This window comes from Streptococcus australis ATCC 700641, from assembly GCF_000186465.1.
GTDB classification, from domain to species: domain Bacteria; phylum Bacillota; class Bacilli; order Lactobacillales; family Streptococcaceae; genus Streptococcus; species Streptococcus australis.
Window position 1 is genome coordinate 1,768,550 of record NZ_GL636091.1, and the last position, 20,564, is coordinate 1,789,113.

General features: G+C 43.1%; 16 protein-coding genes, 1 tRNA gene and 1 other RNA gene. 2 read left to right on the forward strand and 16 right to left on the reverse strand.

Annotated elements, in window-relative coordinates; genetic code table 11:
- Positions 1–15: 15 nt before the first annotated feature.
- The 7 genes from HMPREF9421_RS08310 to truB form a co-directional block, all read right to left on the reverse strand.
- Positions 16–882: a phosphate ABC transporter substrate-binding protein PstS family protein gene (locus tag HMPREF9421_RS08310; RefSeq protein ID WP_006596572.1), complete on the reverse strand. Its 867-nt coding sequence runs from the start codon at positions 880–882 to the stop codon at positions 16–18.
- A 130-nt stretch (positions 883–1,012) separates the two neighbouring features.
- Positions 1,013–2,317, reverse strand: a complete 1,305-nt coding sequence (locus tag HMPREF9421_RS08315; RefSeq protein ID WP_006596573.1) for an RsmF rRNA methyltransferase first C-terminal domain-containing protein — start codon at positions 2,315–2,317, stop codon at positions 1,013–1,015.
- A complete protein-coding gene (locus HMPREF9421_RS08320; RefSeq protein ID WP_006596574.1) occupies positions 2,314–3,087 on the reverse strand; it encodes an inositol monophosphatase family protein in 774 nt (257 codons plus the stop codon). Before HMPREF9421_RS08320 ends, HMPREF9421_RS08315 begins: the two co-directional genes overlap by 4 nt.
- On the reverse strand, positions 3,077–3,355 hold the full coding sequence (locus tag HMPREF9421_RS08325) for a UPF0223 family protein (RefSeq protein WP_006596575.1): 279 nt from the start codon (positions 3,353–3,355) through the stop codon (positions 3,077–3,079). Before HMPREF9421_RS08325 ends, HMPREF9421_RS08320 begins: the two co-directional genes overlap by 11 nt.
- A 1-nt stretch (position 3,356) precedes the next feature.
- Positions 3,357–3,758, reverse strand: coding sequence for a Spx/MgsR family RNA polymerase-binding regulatory protein (locus tag HMPREF9421_RS08330; protein ID WP_040803090.1), 402 nt, complete (start codon positions 3,756–3,758; stop codon positions 3,357–3,359).
- Positions 3,759–3,885: 127 nt separating this feature from the next.
- The gene (locus HMPREF9421_RS08335; RefSeq protein WP_006596577.1) at positions 3,886–4,803 is read right to left on the reverse strand and encodes a bifunctional riboflavin kinase/FAD synthetase; all 918 of its coding nucleotides are present in this window, start codon (positions 4,801–4,803) and stop codon (positions 3,886–3,888) included.
- Positions 4,804–4,807: 4 nt separating this feature from the next.
- Positions 4,808–5,704, reverse strand: a complete 897-nt coding sequence (gene truB, locus HMPREF9421_RS08340) for a tRNA pseudouridine(55) synthase TruB (RefSeq protein ID WP_006597324.1) — start codon at positions 5,702–5,704, stop codon at positions 4,808–4,810.
- A 180-nt stretch (positions 5,705–5,884) separates the two neighbouring features.
- On the opposite strand from truB, the gene HMPREF9421_RS08345 reads away from it, so the two are divergent.
- On the forward strand, positions 5,885–7,201 hold the full coding sequence (locus tag HMPREF9421_RS08345) for an FAD-containing oxidoreductase (protein WP_006597325.1): 1,317 nt from the start codon (positions 5,885–5,887) through the stop codon (positions 7,199–7,201).
- A 35-nt stretch (positions 7,202–7,236) separates the two neighbouring features.
- On the opposite strand, the gene HMPREF9421_RS08350 is transcribed toward HMPREF9421_RS08345, so the two are convergent.
- The 3 genes from HMPREF9421_RS08350 to pcrA all read right to left on the reverse strand — a co-directional run bounded on the left by HMPREF9421_RS08350 (position 7,237) and on the right by pcrA (position 11,859).
- Positions 7,237–8,037 (reverse strand): alpha/beta fold hydrolase, encoded by an 801-nt coding sequence (locus HMPREF9421_RS08350; RefSeq protein WP_006597330.1) that lies wholly within the window; start codon positions 8,035–8,037, stop codon positions 7,237–7,239.
- A gap of 3 nt (positions 8,038–8,040) precedes the next feature.
- Complete coding sequence (locus tag HMPREF9421_RS08355; protein WP_006596581.1) at positions 8,041–9,315, reverse strand: DUF2130 domain-containing protein; 1,275 nt, start codon at positions 9,313–9,315, stop codon at positions 8,041–8,043.
- A 258-nt stretch (positions 9,316–9,573) separates the two neighbouring features.
- A complete protein-coding gene (gene pcrA, locus HMPREF9421_RS08360) occupies positions 9,574–11,859 on the reverse strand; it encodes a DNA helicase PcrA (RefSeq protein WP_006597319.1) in 2,286 nt (761 codons plus the stop codon).
- Between the two features lie 191 nt (positions 11,860–12,050).
- Between pcrA and HMPREF9421_RS08365 the strand changes: the two genes are divergently transcribed.
- Positions 12,051–13,244 carry a cation diffusion facilitator family transporter gene (locus tag HMPREF9421_RS08365; protein WP_006597320.1) on the forward strand — a complete coding sequence of 398 codons (1,194 nt, stop codon included), beginning with the start codon at positions 12,051–12,053 and terminating at the stop codon, positions 13,242–13,244.
- A gap of 90 nt (positions 13,245–13,334) precedes the next feature.
- Here the strand turns inward: HMPREF9421_RS08365 and lepB are convergent, their stop codons facing one another.
- The 6 genes from lepB to ssrA all read right to left on the reverse strand — a co-directional run bounded on the left by lepB (position 13,335) and on the right by ssrA (position 20,505).
- On the reverse strand, positions 13,335–13,892 hold the full coding sequence (gene lepB / locus HMPREF9421_RS08370; RefSeq protein WP_006596584.1) for a signal peptidase I: 558 nt from the start codon (positions 13,890–13,892) through the stop codon (positions 13,335–13,337).
- Between the two features lie 151 nt (positions 13,893–14,043).
- Positions 14,044–15,549: a pyruvate kinase gene (pyk, locus tag HMPREF9421_RS08375; RefSeq protein ID WP_006596585.1), complete on the reverse strand. Its 1,506-nt coding sequence runs from the start codon at positions 15,547–15,549 to the stop codon at positions 14,044–14,046.
- 60 nt (positions 15,550–15,609) lie between these two features.
- Positions 15,610–16,623 (reverse strand): 6-phosphofructokinase, encoded by a 1,014-nt coding sequence (pfkA, locus tag HMPREF9421_RS08380; protein ID WP_006596586.1) that lies wholly within the window; start codon positions 16,621–16,623, stop codon positions 15,610–15,612.
- An 84-nt stretch (positions 16,624–16,707) separates the two neighbouring features.
- A complete protein-coding gene (locus HMPREF9421_RS08385; RefSeq protein WP_006596587.1) occupies positions 16,708–19,809 on the reverse strand; it encodes a DNA polymerase III subunit alpha in 3,102 nt (1,033 codons plus the stop codon).
- A gap of 127 nt (positions 19,810–19,936) precedes the next feature.
- Positions 19,937–20,024: transfer RNA gene (locus HMPREF9421_RS08390), tRNA-Ser, on the reverse strand.
- 133 nt (positions 20,025–20,157) lie between these two features.
- Positions 20,158–20,505, reverse strand: a transfer-messenger RNA (tmRNA) gene (ssrA, locus tag HMPREF9421_RS10450).
- Between the last annotated feature and the right edge of the window lie 59 nt (positions 20,506–20,564).

The following is a 20,564-nucleotide window of genomic DNA, read 5'->3' on the forward strand; positions in this document are numbered from 1 at the left end:
TTTACCTAATTCTTCTTATTTCTTCGTAATGTTACCGTCAAGATCACGGCTGATTTTCATATCATTGATTGGGATATAGCCCATCTTACCAACGATTTCCTGCTGGACCTCATCTGTCATCATATAATCCAAGAATTTCTTTGCCAGTTTACTTGGCTCACCCTTGGTATACATGTGTTCATAGGACCAAATTGGCCAGTTATTATTCACTACGTTTTTCTTAGTTGGTTCATAGCCATTTAACTTCATGGTTTTGACACTATCATCCACGTAGGTAAAAGCCAAATAAGAAATGGCACCTGGAGTCTGGGAAACAATGTTCTTCACCATTCCGTTGGAATCCTGTTCTTGAGCCTGTTTAGGATCTTTGCCGTCCATGATGATGTCATCAAACACAGCACGGCTACCAGATCCTACTGCCCGGTTCACAATGGTAATTTCCAAGTCCTCACCACCCAATTGCTTCCAGTTGGTATATTCACCAGTAAAAATCTTACGCAATTGTTCAGTAGTTAAATCGTCTACGGAAATCCCCTTGTTCGCAATGATAGCTGTTCCTGCTACTGCTACTTGATGATCCACCAAGCTAGAAGCAGCGATACCATCTTTTTCCTCTGCAAAGAGGTCACTATTTCCAATGTCGACAGCTCCTGATTGGACCTGAGAAAGACCTGTACCAGATCCACCCCCTTGGACATTGACAATCTTACCGGGATGCTCTTCAATATAACGATCTACCACCCCTTCAACGAGCGGTTGTAGGGCTGTTGATCCAACAGCTGTAATCGCTTCTCCACGGTCAATCCAAGACGCACAGGCAGATAGAGAAGCTGCAAGTGCTACTGTTGCTAGCCCAAGGACTAGCTTTTTGCATTTATTCAATGTAAGTCTCCTTGAATCATAATCAAATATCGTTTAAATCTTATCTCTAAACACTTGGTCATCTTCTAGTATTCTAGCAAGAATCACTTTATTTCCACTATAACATAGAAAGACGGCATTTCCTAATAATTTATCTAAATCTCAAACCTTTAGGAAAGAAATTTTTTAAGGTCCGTCCAGTCACTTTTGCAAAACCTAAACCATTGCCTCCAGCTAAGACCTGATACCAACCATTTTGGTAGTCTTGATCTAGCTGAATAGTCTCTCCAGCCACGTACTTCATAAAGTCTGGATCCGACAAGCTGACCGATTTCTTCGCTTGATCTGGTTTCAGAGCTAAGCCCAAAGCAAAGCTAGGTTCAAAGCGATTTTTCTTGAAAGTTCCAAGGTGCAAGCCATTGCGAGCAATCTTGACTTTTTTCAAATCAGGAAGTCCAACTGGCAAGAGATAAAGCTGGTCTCCAAAACATTGGTAGAGGCCCTCTAAATCAATGGCTAAACAGTCCTTGGCAAAAGCTTGCCACAGTTTCTTCTGCTCAGCCGTTAGATTGGAACGTCCTTCCTTGATCTTCTTAACTTCAGGCTTTCCGTGATAAAGGAATTTAGCAACAAATTGCCCTTCCCCTTTGAAACGATGGGGATACATCCGGGCTGTTTCAGGATAGCCGATCCCCTCTACCATGCCATTGATTTTTTCAATCGGTAGCAATTCCAACTCATATTCTTCTAAGAGCCAAGAGACAATCTCTTCATTCTCTTCCGGTGCCCAGGTACAGGTCGAATAAACTAGCTGTCCACCTGGTGCCAGCATCTTGATAGCATCTGTTAAAATTTCTCTTTGGAGACCAGCACATTGGGCTGGATAATCAGGATGCCAATAGTCCATAGCATCTGGCTGCTTTCTAAACATTCCTTCACCAGAGCATGGTGCGTCCAAAACAATCAAATCAAAATAGGCTGGGAAAACCTTAGCCAAGCGATCGGCTGATTCATTGGTCACCACGACATTACGGGCTCCAAAGCGTTCGACATTCTCGACCAAAATCTTAGAGCGGCCCTTGTGGATTTCATTGGAAACGAGGAGTCCTTGATTGTCTAAATAAGAGAGCAAGTGGGTCGTCTTGCCACCCGGTGCTGCCGCAAGATCCAAGACCTTCATACCTGGTTTTGGATGAGCTACTTGTGCTACCATTTGGGCAGCCGGTTCTTGCGAATAGACCAGTCCAGTGACATGGGCAATGGATTTCCCTGATACCTTGCCATAGTAACTCCAAGGCATGCCTGGAATAGGTTCATCACCTCTGATTTGCTCCGCCTTCAATGGATTAGTCCGATAGGCAGATATTGCTGGATCGTCAAAGGTTTGAAAGAAGGCCTTGGCCTCTTTTCCAAGTAATTGGGTATATTTTTCTTTGAATCCTTGAGGAAAGGTCATGCGTCTTTTCCTTTCGTCAAAAAAGGTTGAATCTCATCTAGTTTACAAGTTGGTACCATCATGATGGGCTCCAAGGTCTCATAGTTAGGTTCTTTTCCTTCCAAAGTCAAGACAGAGTAGCCTAGGCACTCGCCCATAATAGCTGCAGCGGCATAATCCCAAGGCCAGATATAGCTAAAGTACCCTAAAATGCCACCAGATAGAATCTTGGTAAAGCTGATACCAGCGCTCCCGTAGACCCGAATCCCCAAGCATTCTGCTCCCAGATCCGCCATGCCCCAAGCATTGGACTTGAGCATGCCGACATTAGAAGCCACTAATAAGTCCCCAAGAGGCCGATTTTGAAACGGTTTTAGTTCTTTGTCATTGCAAAAGACTCCAAAATCCTTTCCACCAAAAAAGAGATGGTCGCGCATGACATCATAGATCAAGCCAAACTGGCCAAGACCTTCTTCAAAATAGGCAACCATAACAGCAAAATCTTCTTTTTGGGTCACAAAATTATTGGTCCCATCAATGGGATCAATCACCCAAACCTTACCGAAGTGAATAGGAGCACGAAGTTCATCTTCTTCAGCAAAAATTTGATCTTCTGGATAAGCTTCCAAAATCTTACGGACCAGGGTTGCTTGCACTTCTTGGTCCATCTGCGTCACCAAATCTGTCGGATTTGTTTTGACAGTAATCGCTAGCTGGTCATGTAAGTGTTCTCTTAGATAGCTTCCTGCTTCTTTGACAATGGTCTTAGCAAATTCTAATTTATTGATCAATCGAAAACCATCCTTCCCCTTTTTCTTTCGCGGCTTTGGTTGCACGGTAAAGTGAGTAGTCGCTGACCTCTTCAAACTCCTTGCCCAGACGCTTTTCTTCGCCAATACTTGGGACAACTTTCTTAAAGGCCTTATAGGCTTCTAGGTAGATACGAGCATCTGCCTTTTGTTCATAGGCTTGTTCAACCTGATTAAAAAAAGAAAGCACCGAAGCAAGCTCTTCAGTGCTCCACGATAAATCGAGTGGGTAACTATAATTTTTATTCATATTAATGGATCTCCGCTCTTAATGTAGCAGATCTTAACTCTTCCTTACGATATCCTCGAGGGAGAAATGCACGGATTTCATCCTCATTAAAACCAATTTGCATCCGTTTCTTATCTAGAATAATTGGGCGACGCAAAAGACTAGGATTCTCCTCAATCAACTTGATTAAAGCAGAAATCGATAAATCCTCTACATCAACATTTAACTTCTGAAAAATTTTAGAACGAGTTGAAATAATATCGTCTGTACCGTTCTCAGTTAGAGCTAAAATATTACGCAACTCCTCAGTTGTTAAAGGACTCGTCATAATATTGTGTTCCTTAAAAGGAACCTCATGTTTTTCTAACCAAGCCCGGGCCTTCCGACAGGATGTACAACTCGGAGACAAAAATAATGTAATCATGTTCTTCTCTTCTTTTTTTGGACACACTTAGCTGACTCTATTATACAAAATTATTCCATGCTTGCATAGTGATTTTTTAATTTAGACAAAGAAAATTCTCCCCTTAAGGGAGAATTTCTAACAAAAATTAATTTGTCCATTTACGAGCCAAAATCTCATCCTGGCGCAGTTGCTCCACAAGAGCTTCTACACTGTCAAATTTGACCATTTCTCGAATTTTGTCTAACCAAAAAATCCGAATGGTGTGCCCATAAATATCTTTTGAAAAATCAAAAATATTGGCTTCAAAGCGAAGCTCCGTCCCATCAAAGGTAGAGTTTTTCCCTACAGAAGCCATCCCACGGTGACGTTTCCCCAGCACTTCTACTTCAACCACATAAACACCATCTTGAGGAAGATGGGTCCGATCGATCGGTGCAAGGTTGGCTGTTGGAAAACCAATGGTGCGCCCTCTTGCATCTCCATGAACTACGATGCCACGGCTGGATAAGGGATACCCCAAAAGATTGGCTGCTTCTTTCACTTGGCCAGAGGCAATGGCCTGGCGAATACGGGTCGAGCTGATTTTTTCGCCCTGGTCTAGGACAGGTGGAACCACTATGACTTGGCCTTTAAAATAGGTTCCTAAATCACTAGCTACTTTCTTGTCGCTACCAAAGCTATAATCAAAGCCTGCCACTAAGACACGCGCTCGAAGTCTTGTTAGGTAGGTAGCCACGAATTCTTCAGCTGTATGAGCCGCAAAATCACTGGTAAAATCAATGAGATAAAGATCATCGACTCCAAGTTCTTCCATTCGTTTAAAACGCTCCTCTGGATTTTGGAGGTGGAGGAGTAATTCTGGTTGGTAACGAGCAAAAGCCAATTTTGGAGATTCTGGAAAGGTCAAAACAGCTACTCGAAGTCCTTGCTCATCGGCAATGGCGCGAGCTGTCCGAAAGAGCTCCTGATGCCCACGATGAAGACCGTCAAAATAGCCCAAGACAAGAACGGCATCTGCTTGAGCTTTTATTTCTTTTTCACTAGTTACATAACAAATGTTCATAAATTTATTGTAACACACTTTCTGTCAGAAAAACCTTGCGAGGTTTGTAAAGTTCTTCCCTTTTTTCCAAAATGGCTATCAATTTCTCTTGGTAAAAAGCAGCTAACTCTCTGGCTTCGCTCTCAACTGGAATAAAGCGTCCCACTTGGACTTCACCGACCTCTTCTACTGTCAGCTCCACTTTTTCCAGATCCCCGGTTCCAATCTCAAGTGGATGAAGGAAGCTCAAATCTCCTTGACTTACCTTTTCAGCCACTTCTTCCAGGGTTAGGGCATCTTCTAGTGACAAACCAGCGGCACTGGTTCTGGTCAAATGAGACATATGGGCTGCATAACCCAACTTTTGACCAAGGTCCACCGACAAGGTCCGGATATAGGTACCCTTGCTGCATTTGACCCGGAAGCGAAAACGGGCCAGGCCTTCCTTGTAGCCAATATCACTGGTACGCGTAAAGTCATAAATGGTCACCTGTCGAACCGGCCGTTCCACTTCTTCACCTGCACGCGCATATTCATAGAGCTTGCGACCATTGACCTTGACAGCCGAGTACATGGGCGGTACCTGCTCGATCTCTCCCACCATTTGGGCAATCATGTGGTCTACCTCTGCTGCATCTAAAGGTGATTCCACTGGAGTCCGCTCAACGATTTCCCCACTGGCATCTTCCGTCGTGGTAGAAAATCCCAAAGTGATTTCTCCCTCGTAGATTTTACCCTCATCTTGCATAAATTCGACCATACGGGTCGCTTTTCCTACGGCAATCGGAAGCACCCCGACCACATCCGGGTCCAGAGTCCCTCCATGGCCAATCTTCTTGGTGCCTAAGATTTTCCGAAGTTTAAAGACCACATCATGCGAAGTCATGCCCGCTTCTTTTTTTATATTAATAATTCCATCCATTAGATTTGCTCTTTCTATCTCATGTGTGACCATGACGGTCACCGACCCTTTATTATACCATGAAATGAGACTTCTTGTCCCTGTTTCCTCGTTCTGATGAGCCTTTTAAAAATCCCGTAGCAGATTTCAGACTTTTTAATATGGGTTTGATACAATAGAAAACGAAAGAAGGTGTAACATATGTTAATGTATGATGTTATTGTTATTGGATTTGGTAAAGCTGGTAAAACACTCGCAGCGAAATTATCAAGCCAAGGTAAAAAAGTCGCTCTGATTGAAAAGAGCAAATCTATGTACGGTGGTACTTGTATCAATATCGCTTGTATTCCCACCAAGACCTTGATTGTTGCCGCAGAAAAAGGCTTGGATTTTGAGCAAGCCATGAATGAGAAAAATGCAGTCACCACTCGTCTCAATGGCAAGAACTACGCAACTATTGCTGGAACTGGTGTAGACATCATCGATGCGACAGCTCGTTTCCTTTCCAACAAGGTCATCGAAATTCAAGCTGGAGATGAAAAGGAAGAATTGACAGCTGAAACCATTATTATCAATACTGGTGCTGTGCCAACTATCCTTCCAATCCCAGGATTGGCTGAAAGTAAATTTGCAGTGGATTCAACCGGTATTCAACGTTTGGAAAATCTACCTAAACGCCTGGGCGTCCTTGGTGGTGGACCTATCGGATTGGAATTTGCTCATCTCTACAATACCTTGGGTAGCCAAGTAACAGTACTGGACGCTTCTGAAGCATTCTTGCCACGGGTCGAGCCAAGCATTGCAGCTCTTGCAAAAGGCTACCTGGAAGAAGATGGCATTCAATTCTTGCAAGGCGTTCATACCCAAGAAATCAAAGATGGTGACAATAGCTTAACTGTTGTAACGGATAAGGGAGACTTCGAGTTCGATATCCTTCTCTACGCAACAGGTCGTAAGCCAAACACAGCTGGACTTGGTCTTGAAAACACAGACATCCAAGTCACTGATCGTGGAGCGATTCAAGTCAACCGTCATTTGGAAACCAGCGTCCCTGGCGTCTTTGCAGTTGGAGATGTCAATGGTGGCCCTCAATTCACCTACATGTCACTTGATGACTTCCGCATTGTTTTCAACTACCTTACAGGTGATGGTAGCTACAACCTAGAAGCTCGTAACAATTATGCAACAACACTCTTTATTGCTCCTCCACTTGCCCAAGTCGGCTTGACCGAGCAAGAAGCACGTGACAAAGGACTTCCAGTTGCTGTTAAAGAATTACCAGTTGCTGCCATGCCTCGCGGACATGTCAATGCAGACCTCCGAGGTGCTTTCAAAGCTGTAGTCAATCCAGAAACCAAAGAAATTCTTGGAGCAACTCTCTTTGGAGAAGCTGCAGGCGAACTCATCAACCTGATCACCATGGCCATGGACAACAAGATCCCTTATATTTACATTGCAAAACAAATCTTTACCCACCCAACCATGGCAGAAAACCTAAACGATCTCTTTGCGATTTAACTAACATAAAAACGCTGGAATTTTTCCAGCGTTTTTTAATGTAAAAATCCACAGACAGCCTCTTGAAATACTTTATTTTCTTCATACAGAGCATGACCTGAATGCTTAAGAATAAGGAGCTGACAACCCGAAATCGCTTTTGCCAGTTCCTTGGACCCATCCACACCAATCACATCATCTTCAAGCGCACCAAGAACCAAAGTCGGACATTGAATTTCTTTTAAGACCCCAAGGCTATCATGAGTAAGGCAAGACTGAGACTGAATAGCAATTCGTTTCTCATCTTTGATTCGTCCCAAGCGCCCCATAATGTTAGAAAGCAAGCGCCACTTTTGGTAGCTCTTTTGCGTATAGGAGTGCTTTGCGATATCCAGCATGAGGTCTCTAAAAGTTCCAGATTGACTAAGCTTTTGCCAATGCTCAATTCGTTCTCTAGCAAGTTGACTAGGCTTCGCTGTTGTCACAGCTAGGATAAGCCTTTGAACCCTTTTTGGAAAATCAACAGCTAACCATTGAGCAATCATTCCACCTTGTGAAATCCCCATAACATAAGCGACATCTAGGTTTAGTGTCTCCATTGCTTCTGCTACATCTGCTGCCATATCCCGTGTCGTATAACCCTGCCTCAACTCATTGATTCGAGAAAAAACATAGATTTTATAGTGCTTAGCAAGTAGACGATAAGAGAGGGAAAAGAGTTGGGCCTTTCCTTTAACCGTCTGCACCCCATCCCCCAAGCCTGGTATGATAACGAGAGGCTTCTTTCCTTTACCAAAAGTCACATAATCCATGGTTTTCCCATTCATGGACAAGGTAGCGTTCTTAGCTGAATACAAAGATTATTCCCCCTTCAAGGCATCAAACTTAGCCTTCATGGTTGGATTCTTCCGAGTCAATTTTTTAACGGAAACATCATCCAATTTGTTGTTGGCAAGTCGGAGTTGATTTTCGGATGTGGTGAGGAATTTCTTGACTTCTTCCATCCGTTTGATGGCCTTGTCAATTTCGTCAATAGCCTTACCGAAGTTGACAGATGCTGAATTGTAGTTTTTAGCAAAGGCAAGCTTGAAGGCGTCTAGGTCTTCTTCAAAGTGGGTGATGTCAATATTTTGCTCACGGATAAGTGCTAGTTCTTGCTTGTATTTTAGAGAGTTAAGAGCCGCATTGCGTAAGAGACCAATCAACTGGATAAAGAACTGAGGACGAACGACGTACATCTTCTCATACTCGTGGCTGACATCGACAATCCCTGTGTTGAAGTAATCGTTATCAGCTTCAAGCATACTTACCAAAACAGCATACTCACAGTTCTTTTCTCGACGATCCTTGTCCAACTCCTTGTAGAAATCGGCATTCTTATGCTTCTTCTCAGTTCCATCCGCTTCATTTTTCATCTCAAACATGATGGAAATGAATTCCAGCCCATTTTCATCAAAATCACGGAAGATGAAGTCTCCTTTAGAACCACGCGCAGAAATCTTGTTATCCTTTTCGAAATAAGCATTTGGAAAAGCAAAACTGCGAACCTTGTTGAATTCACTTTCCGCATACTGTTCCAGACTTTCTCCGATTGCCTTGGTCGACTGTTGGGCCTTGAAGTTCTTATAGAACTCAACCTGTTCATTGGCTGCCTTAAGCTGGGCTTCGTAGTTTTGCTTAACAGAAGTCAGAGAAAGCTCGTTTTCTTTTTCTTGTAATAGGAGCTGATTTTTGACCTGATCTCTTTCTTTCTCTAGATCAGACAGTGTTTTTTGAAGCTGATTTTCATGCTCCAAGCGCAAGGTAGCCAGCTGATTCTCAAGTTGTTGAACTTCTTTTTCTTTCTCTAGCAGACTTTGGCTAGCGGTTTGCTCCACCTCTTTTTTGGCCAATTCTTTTTCAGTATCAAACTGTTGAATCTGGTTTTGTAACTGGGCAATTTCTTGGTCCTTCTTGGCTAACTTCTCTTGCTGCTCATTGAGGGCCTTTTGCTCAGCTAAAGCCAACTCTTGCTGAATCCGCTCATGAATTTCCTTGTCAAACTCCGCTGTCCGTACCTGTGACAAGAGTTCGCTGTATTGACTTTCATTGACTGTAAATACTTCCCCACAGTTGGGGCACTTGATTTCGTTCATAGCATGCCTCTTTCTCTATTCTTAGTATATTATATCATGCCACCAGTAAAATCAAAACCAGCAAACGAGGCTTGCTGGTTTTAACTGAATATTCATTTCTCTATTGAGACTTTCCTCACGGCGAAAAGCCTCAATCTATTTTGCACTAGTTCCAAAATATCTTTTTTCAATAGTCTCATTCAGTAATAACTTTAGATTTCTAAAGAGATGTTGCTTGTTTATAATCTGAAACAGTGGACTTAGCTTCCTGATCTCCACCTATTTCTTCTCAATCGGAGCGACACTGGCCAAGAGTTTCTTGAGCCCCACTTCTGGGAAGTTGATCTTGAGTTCTTGGGTGTTGCCACTACCAGAGACTTCAAGCACAGTTCCTTCTCCCCACTTCTTGTGAAGGGCAATATCGCCAATGGCCCAGGCGACACTTTCTTTGGCACTAGAACGGTTGCTATTGCCAAAGGGGAGGCTTGAGGACGTGAGCGCACTTGGAGCTGCTTGTCTCTTGCGCTCTTGAAGGGCTTGTGACAGACTCATGCCTTTTCCAAAGGTCGTTCCGCCACCATTGCTATAAGAAGCCTTAAAGCTAGTGTTGGCCGGACGCGCTAATCCTTGGTAAGTTAACAAATCTGAGCTAATTTCATTGATAAAGCGCGTCGGACGGTTGTAGCTGGTCCGCCCAAAGAGCAAACGAGAATTGGCATTGGTCAAGAAGAGAACCTTCTCTGCCCGCGTGATACCCACGTAAGCCAAACGACGTTCTTCTTCCAACTCATCCGGATCCTCTGCCGCTCGACTAAGAGGAAAGACGTTTTCTTCCATCCCAATCAAGAAGACCACTGGGAATTCCAAACCTTTGGCCGCGTGAAGGGTCATCAAGGTGACTTCTGAGGTCTCTTGCGCTCCATCGTCTGTATCGGCAATCAAGGCTAAGTCGTTCAAGAAACGACTCAAGGTGTCCACACCTGATTCGTCTTCAACAGAATCGCCATTTTCATCAAAATTCTTGGTAACAGATAGGAACTCTTGGATATTCTCGATGCGGGCCTGACTTTCCAGATTTCCCTGATTGGTTAGGGCCGTCATATAACCTGTCTTGTCAAGGACTTCTTCGACCAACTCTGTAATGGTCATCTGGTCCAATTTTTCTCTCAAATCAAGAATGAGATTGGCAAAGTCCCAGATGGCTTGGGCAGCCTTTCCTTTGATGCCTGAGAGCATGATATTGGCTGAAGCATCCAGAAGTGAGGTCCCTTGCATTTGGGCAAAATCACGAATCTTATCCACTGTACCTGGCCCGATTCCCCGCTTGGGTTCATTGATAATGCGCTCAAAACTGATATTGTCACTGAGGTTGGCAATCAAGTTCAGATAAGCAATGACATCCCGAATTTCCTTCCGGCTGTAGAACTTGGTGCCCCCTACCATGGTGTAGGGAATATTGGATTTGAGCAGGGCTTCTTCAATGGTCCGTGACTGGGCATTGGTCCGGTAAAGAACCGCAAAATCACGATGCTTATAGCCAGCTTCGCGACTGAGCTCTTCAATGGTTTTGGCAACAAAGACCGCTTCATCCTGCTCATCATTGGCCCGGTAATAAACAATCTCTTCACCGTCTGCATTTTGGGTCCAAAGATTCTTCGGACGGCGGTTCCGATTGTTTTTGATCACATCGTTAGCTGCTTGGAGGATGGTTTTAGTGGAGCGATAATTTTCCTCTAACAAGACGACCTTGGCATCGGGATAATCCTTTTCAAAGTCGAGAATATTTTGCATGTCTGCTCCCCGCCAGCCATAAATAGACTGGTCAGCATCCCCAACAACACAGATATTTTTAAAGCGAGAAGCCAAGAGTTTGACCAATTGGTATTGGGCATGGTTGGTATCTTGGTACTCATCTACATGGATGTATTGGAACTTCTGCTGGTAATAGGTCAGCACATCAGGATGCTGGTCAAAGAGACGCAAGGTCAGCATGATCAAATCATCAAAGTCCACCGCTTCTGACTGACGGAGTTCCTTTTGGTAAGCCTCATAGCACTTGGCGACGATCTGGGTGTACATATCTCCCGCTTGGGCAGCATAGGCCACTTCATCGATCAAGTCATTCTTGGCATTGGAAATAGTTCCCAAAATGGTTCGTTCATTCCATTTCTTAGGATCCAAGTTTAACTGCTTGAGAATACGTTTCATCAGTGTTCGTTGCTCACCTGGATCAACAATGGTAAAGTTGCGATTGTAACCAATGTGATCCGCATCGCGGCGAAGGATACGCACACACATGGAGTGGAAGGTGGCGATCAAGCAATCTTGAGTCGCCGGATTTAGCTGATAAGCCCGCTCTTTCATCTCGCGAGCGGCTTTATTGGTAAAGGTAATGGCCAAAATATTCCAAGGATTGACCATTTTTTCATCAATCAAGTAAGCAATCCGATGGGTCAAGACACGTGTCTTACCAGAACCTGCCCCCGCCATAATTAAGAGGGGACCTTCTGTCGTTTGGACCGCCTCCGCTTGGCGCTCATTCATACCATTCAATAAAGGATTCATCTCATACTCCTCGTTCATTCAATCGTTCTATTATACCACAATTTGCCTCTTTCTCCTTGAGAAAATGGTCGGCTTCATTTGAATTTTAAGCGTAAAAAGTCTATAATGAATCTTTAAGAAGAAACGTTTTTCTTTATCAAAGGAAAACGAGGAAACGAATGAAATAAAAAATGAAAAGTAAGGAGGGACTCGTGGAAAAGTCACAAAGTAATTTAAAACTAGCCGAACGTGGAGCCCTGATCAGTATCGTGGCCTACCTGCTCCTATCCGCTGCCAAATTAGCAACAGGCCACCTCCTTCACTCGTCTAGTTTGGTTGCTGATGGTTTTAATAACTTATCAGATATTATCAGTAATGTCGCCCTTCTCATCGGCATTCGCATGGCCCGCCAGCCAGCTGACCGCGACCACCGATTTGGTCATTGGAAGATTGAAGATCTAGCTAGCCTGGTAACTTCCATCATCATGTTTTATGTGGGCTTTGATGTCCTACGAGATACGGTTCAAAAAATTCTCAGCAGGGAAACAACTGTTATTGATCCTTTAGGAGCCATTGTTGGAGTTGGGTCAGCCCTTGTCATGTTTGCGGTCTATCTTCATAACCGCACTTTAGCCAAGAAAGCCCAATCCAAGGCCCTCAATGCTGCTGCCAAAGATAACCTGTCTGATGTGGTCACTTCTTTAGGAACCTCTGTTGCGATTGGAGCTAGTGCTCTTAACTATCCAATTGTGGACCAATTAGTGGCCATCGTTATTACCTTCTTTATCCTAAAAACTGCCTACGACATTTTCATTGAATCCTCCTTCAGCCTCTCAGATGGATTTGATGAAAGTCTTCTTGATAAATACAAGGCTGCCATTCTAGAATTACCCAAAGTCAGCCGGGTCAAATCCCAACGGGGACGGACCTATGGAAGCAACATTTACCTAGATGTCGTCATCGAAATGAATCCAGACCTCTCTGTTTATGAGAGTCATGCCATTACCGAAGAGGTCGAGCGCCTTCTCAAGCAACAGTTTGGCGTCTTTGATATCGATGTCCATGTGGAGCCAAGTTCTATCCCTGAAGATGAGATTTTGGACAATGTCCTTCTCAAATTGAAAACTTATGAAGAACGCTTGCAGGCTCAGCAGGAATATTCAACCCTCCTAGCAGACAACTTCACCCTCATTAATGAATTCGGCCAAGAAAGCCACAAAGAGGACCTAGTCCGTTTGCAAGAAGAGCATCAAATTCCCTTTAAGAATTTCGAGATCGAATCCATCAGTCAAAAGACCAAATTGATTCGCTATGAATTACACAACCAGGTTCACACCAGTCTCTGGCGTCGCCATGAACACTGGCAAAAGGTCTTTCATCAAATTACAAATAAACAGGAAAAATAGATCCCTCTCCCTCAATCTAAACTAGAACAAAAAGCTACTGCAATTCCTTTCTGCAGTAGCTTTTTTGTAAGAAAAAATAGTCCTCATGGACTATTCTTCTTCTTTAATAAAACCAAATTTATTTAGAGGGTACAATCTGAAATCGACAACACCCTCAATCTGATCTGCTTGAATATAACCAAATTCACGACTGTCTTTGGTATTGTTGCGATCATCATTTAGGACTAAGTAACTATTACTAGGTACTTTTCCAGCCTTGGTTCCCTTGAGTTCTCTAGAGAAAAAATCATTTGTAAAATAATCGCCACTTGGGGCAGCCAAATGTTTGGTCTTCATCTTGTCCAAATACGGCTCTGCTGTAGCTACACCATTCAGATAAAAGACATCATCCACATAGCTGACCTCATCGCTCTCTATCGCAATGACACGTCCAAGATATTGTTTCTCTTTTACATGATAGAGGACCAAGTCCGTTCGATCAATTTTCCCCTTTTTAGTCGCTAATACTAAATCATCTTTCTTAACGGAGGCATTGGCCATTTGATCAGATACCCACAATGGTTGAAAAACAAATAGGCGCAAAGTAATAAGTACCAAGCCCAATATTCCAATGATGATAATATTCCGAATCAAATCCCTTTTCGACATTCCTATCCCCCCTTTCAGCTCATTTCATTATACCATTTTATTAGACAATAAAAAAGGCCCACATTCCCAAATTGTCAGAAAATTGCTCTAAAAAGAAAAACCTTGTCTCCAAGCTTTAAACTTAGAAAACAAGGTTTGTTCATTGATTAGATTAACGGACTGTACGGATACGCATTGTGTTTGTACGAACAGCTTCGCCAAGTGGTACACCTGCAACGATAACGATATCGTCACCAGATTGTACAAGACCTGCTTCTACTGCTTTACGTTCTGCGATTTCGAACATATCGTCAGTTGATGATGGAGCTTCAGTCAACATTGGGATAACACCCCAGTTCAACATCAATCCACGCTCTGTCAATTCGTCAAATGTCAAGGCCAAGATGTCAGCATCTGGACGGTATTTAGAAATCAAACGTGCTGTGTGACCAGTCTTAGTCAATGTTACAATCAATTTGATGTCCATTGAGTTTGTAGCATCTTTAACAGCTGAAGCCATAACTTCTGTCTTAGAGTTACGTTCGAATGAATCTGAGTTCAAACGTCCGTATTCGTTAAGAAGAGTTTGAGCGTTCTTGTCAATAGTTGCCATTGTTGTTACAGACTCAAGTGGGTATTTACCATTTGCAGACTCACCTGAAAGCATAGTAGCGTCAGTTCCGTCGATAACTGCGTTGAAGACGTCAGATACTTCTGAGCGAGTTGCACGTGGTTTTTCAGTCATTGTTTCAAGCATGTTTGTTGCAGTGATAACAACTTTACCAGCAGCGTTCACTTTTGTGATGATCATTTTTTGGTAAACTGGAACCATTTCGAATGGTACTTCGATACCCATGTCACCACGAGCAATCATGATACCGTCAGCAGCTTCAATGATTTCATCCAAGTTATCGATACCTTGTTGGTTTTCGATTTTCGCAAACAATTGAACGTGACCGTTACCAGTTTCTTCACAGATGGCACGAACTTCGTTCACGTCTTTTGCAGTACGTACGAATGAGATCGCGATGAAGTTGATACCTTGTTCCAAACCAAAACGGATATCATCGTTATCGCGTTCAGCAAGAGCTGGGAAAGGAATTTTCGTGTTAGGGATGTTCACACCTTTCTGCTTAGCAATAATACCGTCATTTTCAACAACTACTTCAAATTCACGAGTTTCATCGTCTTTAGCGAAAATACGAAGACCCAATTTACCATCGTCAACCAAGACTTGATGACCAACTTCAACATCATCGTAGATATCAAGACCACCAGCAACGTTCAAAGCAATCACTTCACGAGTTGATTTTATACCTTGTTTAGTCGCAACACGGATCTTTTCACCAGTCTTGTATGAGTACTCTTTAGCATCGCCTTCGAACAATTCAGTACGGATTTCTGGACCTTTAGTATCGAGAAGGAAACCAACTTTTTTACCTGCAAGTTTTTCTGCGAGTTTAACAGTTGCCATACGGTCACCTTGTTCTTGGTGGTCACCGTGTGAGAAGTTGAAACGGAAAGTGTTTGCTCCAGCTTCGATCAATTGAGCAATGTTTTCAGCTGAAGCTTCAACATCAAGTTTTTCACCCCAGTATCCGTCATCACCGAATTTTTTACCACCACGGATTTCTACCGCAGGACCTAAGGTTGCAACGATTTTTACACGTTTGTTCATGATTTCTATGACTCCTTTTAAAATACACTGTCTTTTTAGACAAATTTTAACAAAAAAATATTAAATAGAAGATAAGCTACGGTTCAACTCTGCAAGGTTCAAGTCAGCCTTGTGAGGGTTGTTCACTTTAATCTTACCATCTTCAGTTAAGCTAAAGAGGGCACCTTCTTCAGCACTACCAAGAATTGGGTTTTCCACCATTTGTTCATTGCGGATACCAACAGCTACGCCACCGATACCATCTTTCAACAACTTAACAGCATGTGCACCCAAACGTGAAGCAAGAACACGGTCACGCGCAGTAGGTGAACCACCACGTTGGATATGTCCAAGTTCTGTTACACGAAGATCGCTGGTATCTCCAGCATCTTTCAAGGCTTTACCAAATTCAGCAGCAGACATCACCCCTTCTGCAAGGACGATGATATTGTGTGTACGACCTTTTTCGTAGCCTTTCTTGATGCTCTCAACGACATCCTCGATAGCAAAGCCTTCTTCTGGGATAATGATCTCATCAGCCCCTGAAGCAATACCAGACCAAAGGGCAATATCCCCGGCATTACGTCCCATTACCTCGATAACGAAAGTACGATGGTGACTAGATGATGTATCGCGGATCTTATCAATCGCGTCCATAACAGTTGTAACAGCTGTATCAAATCCGATTGTAAAATCTGTACCAACGATATCATTATCAATTGTTCCAGGAAGTCCTACAGCTGGGAAGCCATGTTCTGTCAAACGCATCGCACCGTGGTATGATCCATCACCACCGATAACGACGACACCTTCGATTCCATGTTTCTTCAACTGCTCGATCCCTTTTAATTGACCTTCGCGTTCAGCAAATTCAGGATAGCGAGCTGAATGAAGCATCGTTCCACCACGAGAAATAATATCTCCAACTGATGAAGCATCCAATTGATGGATATCACCAGCAACCATACCAGCGTATCCATTATAGATACCAAATACTTCCATTCCTTCGGAAATTGCTTGGCGAACAACTGCACGGATAGCGGCATTCATTCCAGGGGCATCTCCACCACTGGTTAAAACAGCAATACGTTTCATTTCGATATTTGCTCCTTTTTTTCTTTTACATTCTAAATGATTATAACACAAAGAGCCCCAAATTTCTCCTATTTTCCGTAGATTTTATCGATAAATCGTTTTCATAGCAATACTTGCCAGTTCATTTTCTAACTTATCGTTTTTCTGGACGGAAACTCCTTTTAATTGAATGGTCTTTTTCTCCTCTTCATAGCGAATAACGACAGGATAGGGACCCGGATAGGCTTTTAAAATATCTAAGACTGCCCGGTCCTCTTGGTGATCAAACAATTGAATCCAAAAACGCTGATTGGTAGCTTCTTCTGCTTCCATCAAAATCATTTGGAGACGACCATCTCTAGATTGTACTTTCCCCTTGAGATAGTAATAGCCCTTCTCTCTTATTTTTACACTATACTGGCGATAAGTATCTGGGAAAAGGGTGACATCCATCTTCTTTTGGAGATCGGAAACTTGTAAAAAGGCCATATTTTCCCCATTTTTGGTTCGAATGGTCCGGATGGATTGGACTTCGACTAGAATGGTGGCCTGTTCTCCTTCACTTAAAGAAGCAATCGGTCGAGTCGGTTGGCTACTTGCTGCTACAATTTCCACCAGAGGATGAGGGCTGAGACCGACCCCAATGACCCTCTGCTCCATTTCATACTTCTCGGCCTTGCTATAATCCTCAGCATCCGTCCAGGAATAATTAGCCTGGCCAAATAAGCTACCCAATTCATCCGCAAAGACAAATAGATTGGGAAGATTTTGAAGGACTTTTCTGCGATTCTTTTCAAAGCAGTCAAACAAGCCCAATTCTACCAGTGGCGTTAAGAGAGGAAGTTTGTGGTACTGGTTGGGCAAGCGCAAGATAAAATCTTCAATACTCTCAAAGGGACGTTGGTCAATAATCCAATAGGCTAGATCTTTGGGAAGACCCTTGATATTTTTCATTCCTAGATAAATCTTCTGATCTTGGAACTTATCCTTATAAGGAATGGTATTAATGGTCAAAGGAGCTACTTGGAAGTCAAATTGCAAAGCATCTGTCAAATAGTCACTACTAGAGTAGTTGAGCATAATGTCAAAGAAGACATCTGGATAATGGACTTTAAAGTAAGCCAATTGGAAGGCCAAGGCAGAGTAGGCATAGGCATGGGAACGGTTGAAGCCATAGCCAGCAAATTTTTCCATAATGGCAAAGACTTGCTTGGCTTTTTCTGCACTATGCCCAAGCGCGATAGCCCCCTTGATAAAGTCATCTTCCATCCGATGCATTTCTGCCACGTTCTTTTTCCCCATGGCCCGTCTGAGAATATCGGCCTTTCCTAGACTAAAGCCAGCAAAGGTCTGTGCCACCTGCATGACTTGTTCCTGATAGAGCATGATGCCATAAGTTGGTGCTAGAATCCCTTCCAAACTAGGATCAATCATATCGACCTTCTCTTTGCCATGCTTGCGTTTGACGAAATTATCGATATAGTCACTAGCCCCTGGCCGGTTCAAAGAAGTCGTCGCAACAATTTCTTCAAAACAGCTAGGTTGAACTCGTCTAAGCAAACGGATAGCACCCGTTTGCTCAAACTGGAAGATTCCCTTGGTATTACCCGCAGCAAATAAAGCAATCGTTTCTGGATCTTCTAGAGGAATATCCTCGATTTTAATATCCTTTTGATATTTTTCCTTCACTGCTTCCTGCATCCGTTGAGCAAAGGTTAAATTTCGTAGTCCTAAGAAGTCCATCTTGAGCAAGCCATTTGCCTCAACACCATGGGCATCATATTGGGTCAGATTCATCTCCTCACCCATCTTGATTGGAATTTGATTGGTGAGGTCTTCTCCACTCATGACGACACCTGCCGCATGAATCGACGTCTGACGCGGTTGCCCTTCAATCCTCTTCGCAATTTCAAACCCCTTACGGTATTCTGGACGACTTTGGATGGCTTGACGGAAGGCTAAATTCTTTTCATAAGCAGAGGCTAAGGTGTCCCGTAAGCCAATCCGCTTGGTAAGGTTGGTTAACTCATACTCTGGAGTTCCAAATCTCTTAAAGACATCTCGAATGGCTTGTTTGGCTCCAAAAGTTGAGAAGGTCACAATTTGAGCCACATGAGGACTGCGGTAGCGATTTTTAACATACTGGATAAATTTGGGACGATAGACATCTGGAATATCAATATCAATATCTGGCATAGTATAGCGTTCCAGATTCAAAAAGCGCTCAAAGAGGAGATTGTTCTTGACTGGATCAATCCCTGTGATATCCAAGGCATAGGCTACTAGACTACCAACTGCTGATCCACGGCCCATCCCCATATAGTATCCCTGACTTCGACCAAACCGTAATAAATCCCAGACAATCAAGAAATAGTCATCAAAGCCCATCTGATGGATGACCGCTAATTCATGACGCAAACGCTCTTGGTAAACCGTCTGGTCCAGCCCCTTGCTTCTCAAACCTTCTTCAGACAATTCACGTAATTCCTCGACAGCAGGTTTCTCCGGATTAAAACGGGGAAGCTTTAATTGCGTATCAATCTCATAATGAACAGCCACAAGGGCCTTCTCTAGATAGGCAATACTATCTGGATAATTATGCACAAAGGCCCGCTCCAACTCTTCTGGTGGCAGGAACATCATAGAAGTGTCAACAGCTCCTACTTCCTTCAGACTGCAATTATTACGAATAGCGTGGAGCATCTGAAGACTCTCCAAATCACTCGTAGAAAAATAGCGGACCGTATGGAGTGGGAAAACAGGACGAGAAAACTGTTTCGCTGGAGTATCTGGAAAGACACCAATCGCAAAGTCTTGGCCCAAGTCTAAATACTCAATCCCTTCAAAATAGGGAACGACGATGGCTATATCCTCCAAAAAGTGTTGGAAAGCCGACCAGTCTGTTGTCCCCATCATTTTCATGCTAGAAATCTTGATTAAATGTTTATAGCCTTTGGTTCCTAATGCAATCAAACGGATAGACAAAGGCCCAGCTGGTAACTCGACCTCCAAATCAAGACCTAGGACAGCCCCCATACCAGCTTTTTGACACTCTTCTAAAAACTCGTAGCCCCCATATAAATTATCTATGTCCATGAGACCAATTTGTTGGTAACCCATTTCTTTGGCACGCTGAATATAGTCTCGAATAGAGACTAAACTGTCCATAAAGGTATAAACCGATTTTGTGTCCAGTTGTGTAATCACCTTGCACTCCTTTTCGTCCGTTCTTTCCTTCTATTATACAGGAAATCCGACAAAGAAGACACTCTTACCCATTGCTAATCCTGCCTAACAAAAAAACAGATCGATAAATCTGCTTTTCTTTCTTATACGGAAGACATGGGATTCGAACCCACGCACGCTATTACACGCCTACCGCGTTTCCAACACGGCCTCTTAAGCCTCTTGAGTAATCTTCCAAACTAGTATCCATTATACGGAAAAGCGCCCCTCCTGTCAACAAAAAATTTAGGAATCGCTCACAAGATATCATTGCTTGATAGATTTTTAAAGAAACAAAAAACGACAAGGGTTTATCGTTTGCATATATAAAAATGGAGCCGGTGGGAGTCGAACCCACGTCCAAACATCTGCCAGCATATTTGTCTACAACCATAGGTTATGTATTGGTTTAACAGCTCCTCGACACATAACTCAAGCCTAGGAACTGCGAGACTATCAATCTCTTATCAAACTGCTAGACAAAGTTTGATCGTATCTCGCTAAAATTAAGACCTGTCATCAGACACGAGCAATCTGAATCGGGTCACGCCTGCTGGTTTTTAGGCAGCTAGAGCGTAAGAAGTGTTATTTTTTGCAGTTATATTTAACTGAGCGTTTACGTCGCCACACGAGTCGCAAAATATGCCTCATAATGCCTGTCGAATCCGTAACGACCCCAAAATGATATACTCAAGTGTATCATTTTTTGGATAAAATGGCAAAAGAAAAAGAGGGAT

Excerpts from the sequence above, each read along its gene's own strand:
- HMPREF9421_RS08315 (WP_006596573.1), bottom strand. The coding sequence starts at position 2,317 with ATGACCTTTCCTCAAGGATTCAAAGAAAAATATACCCAATTACTTGGA.
- HMPREF9421_RS08325 (WP_006596575.1), bottom strand. The coding sequence starts at position 3,355 with ATGAATAAAAATTATAGTTACCCACTCGATTTATCGTGGAGCACTGAA.
- HMPREF9421_RS08330 (WP_040803090.1), bottom strand. The coding sequence starts at position 3,758 with ATGATTACATTATTTTTGTCTCCGAGTTGTACATCCTGTCGGAAGGCC.
- HMPREF9421_RS08335 (WP_006596577.1), bottom strand. The coding sequence starts at position 4,803 with ATGAACATTTGTTATGTAACTAGTGAAAAAGAAATAAAAGCTCAAGCA.
- truB (WP_006597324.1), bottom strand. The coding sequence starts at position 5,704 with ATGGATGGAATTATTAATATAAAAAAAGAAGCGGGCATGACTTCGCAT.
- HMPREF9421_RS08345 (WP_006597325.1), top strand. The coding sequence starts at position 5,885 with ATGTTAATGTATGATGTTATTGTTATTGGATTTGGTAAAGCTGGTAAA.
- HMPREF9421_RS08355 (WP_006596581.1), bottom strand. The coding sequence starts at position 9,315 with ATGAACGAAATCAAGTGCCCCAACTGTGGGGAAGTATTTACAGTCAAT.
- pcrA (WP_006597319.1), bottom strand. The coding sequence starts at position 11,859 with ATGAATCCTTTATTGAATGGTATGAATGAGCGCCAAGCGGAGGCGGTC.
- lepB (WP_006596584.1), bottom strand. The coding sequence starts at position 13,892 with ATGTCGAAAAGGGATTTGATTCGGAATATTATCATCATTGGAATATTG.
- pyk (WP_006596585.1), bottom strand. The coding sequence starts at position 15,549 with ATGAACAAACGTGTAAAAATCGTTGCAACCTTAGGTCCTGCGGTAGAA.
- pfkA (WP_006596586.1), bottom strand. The coding sequence starts at position 16,623 with ATGAAACGTATTGCTGTTTTAACCAGTGGTGGAGATGCCCCTGGAATG.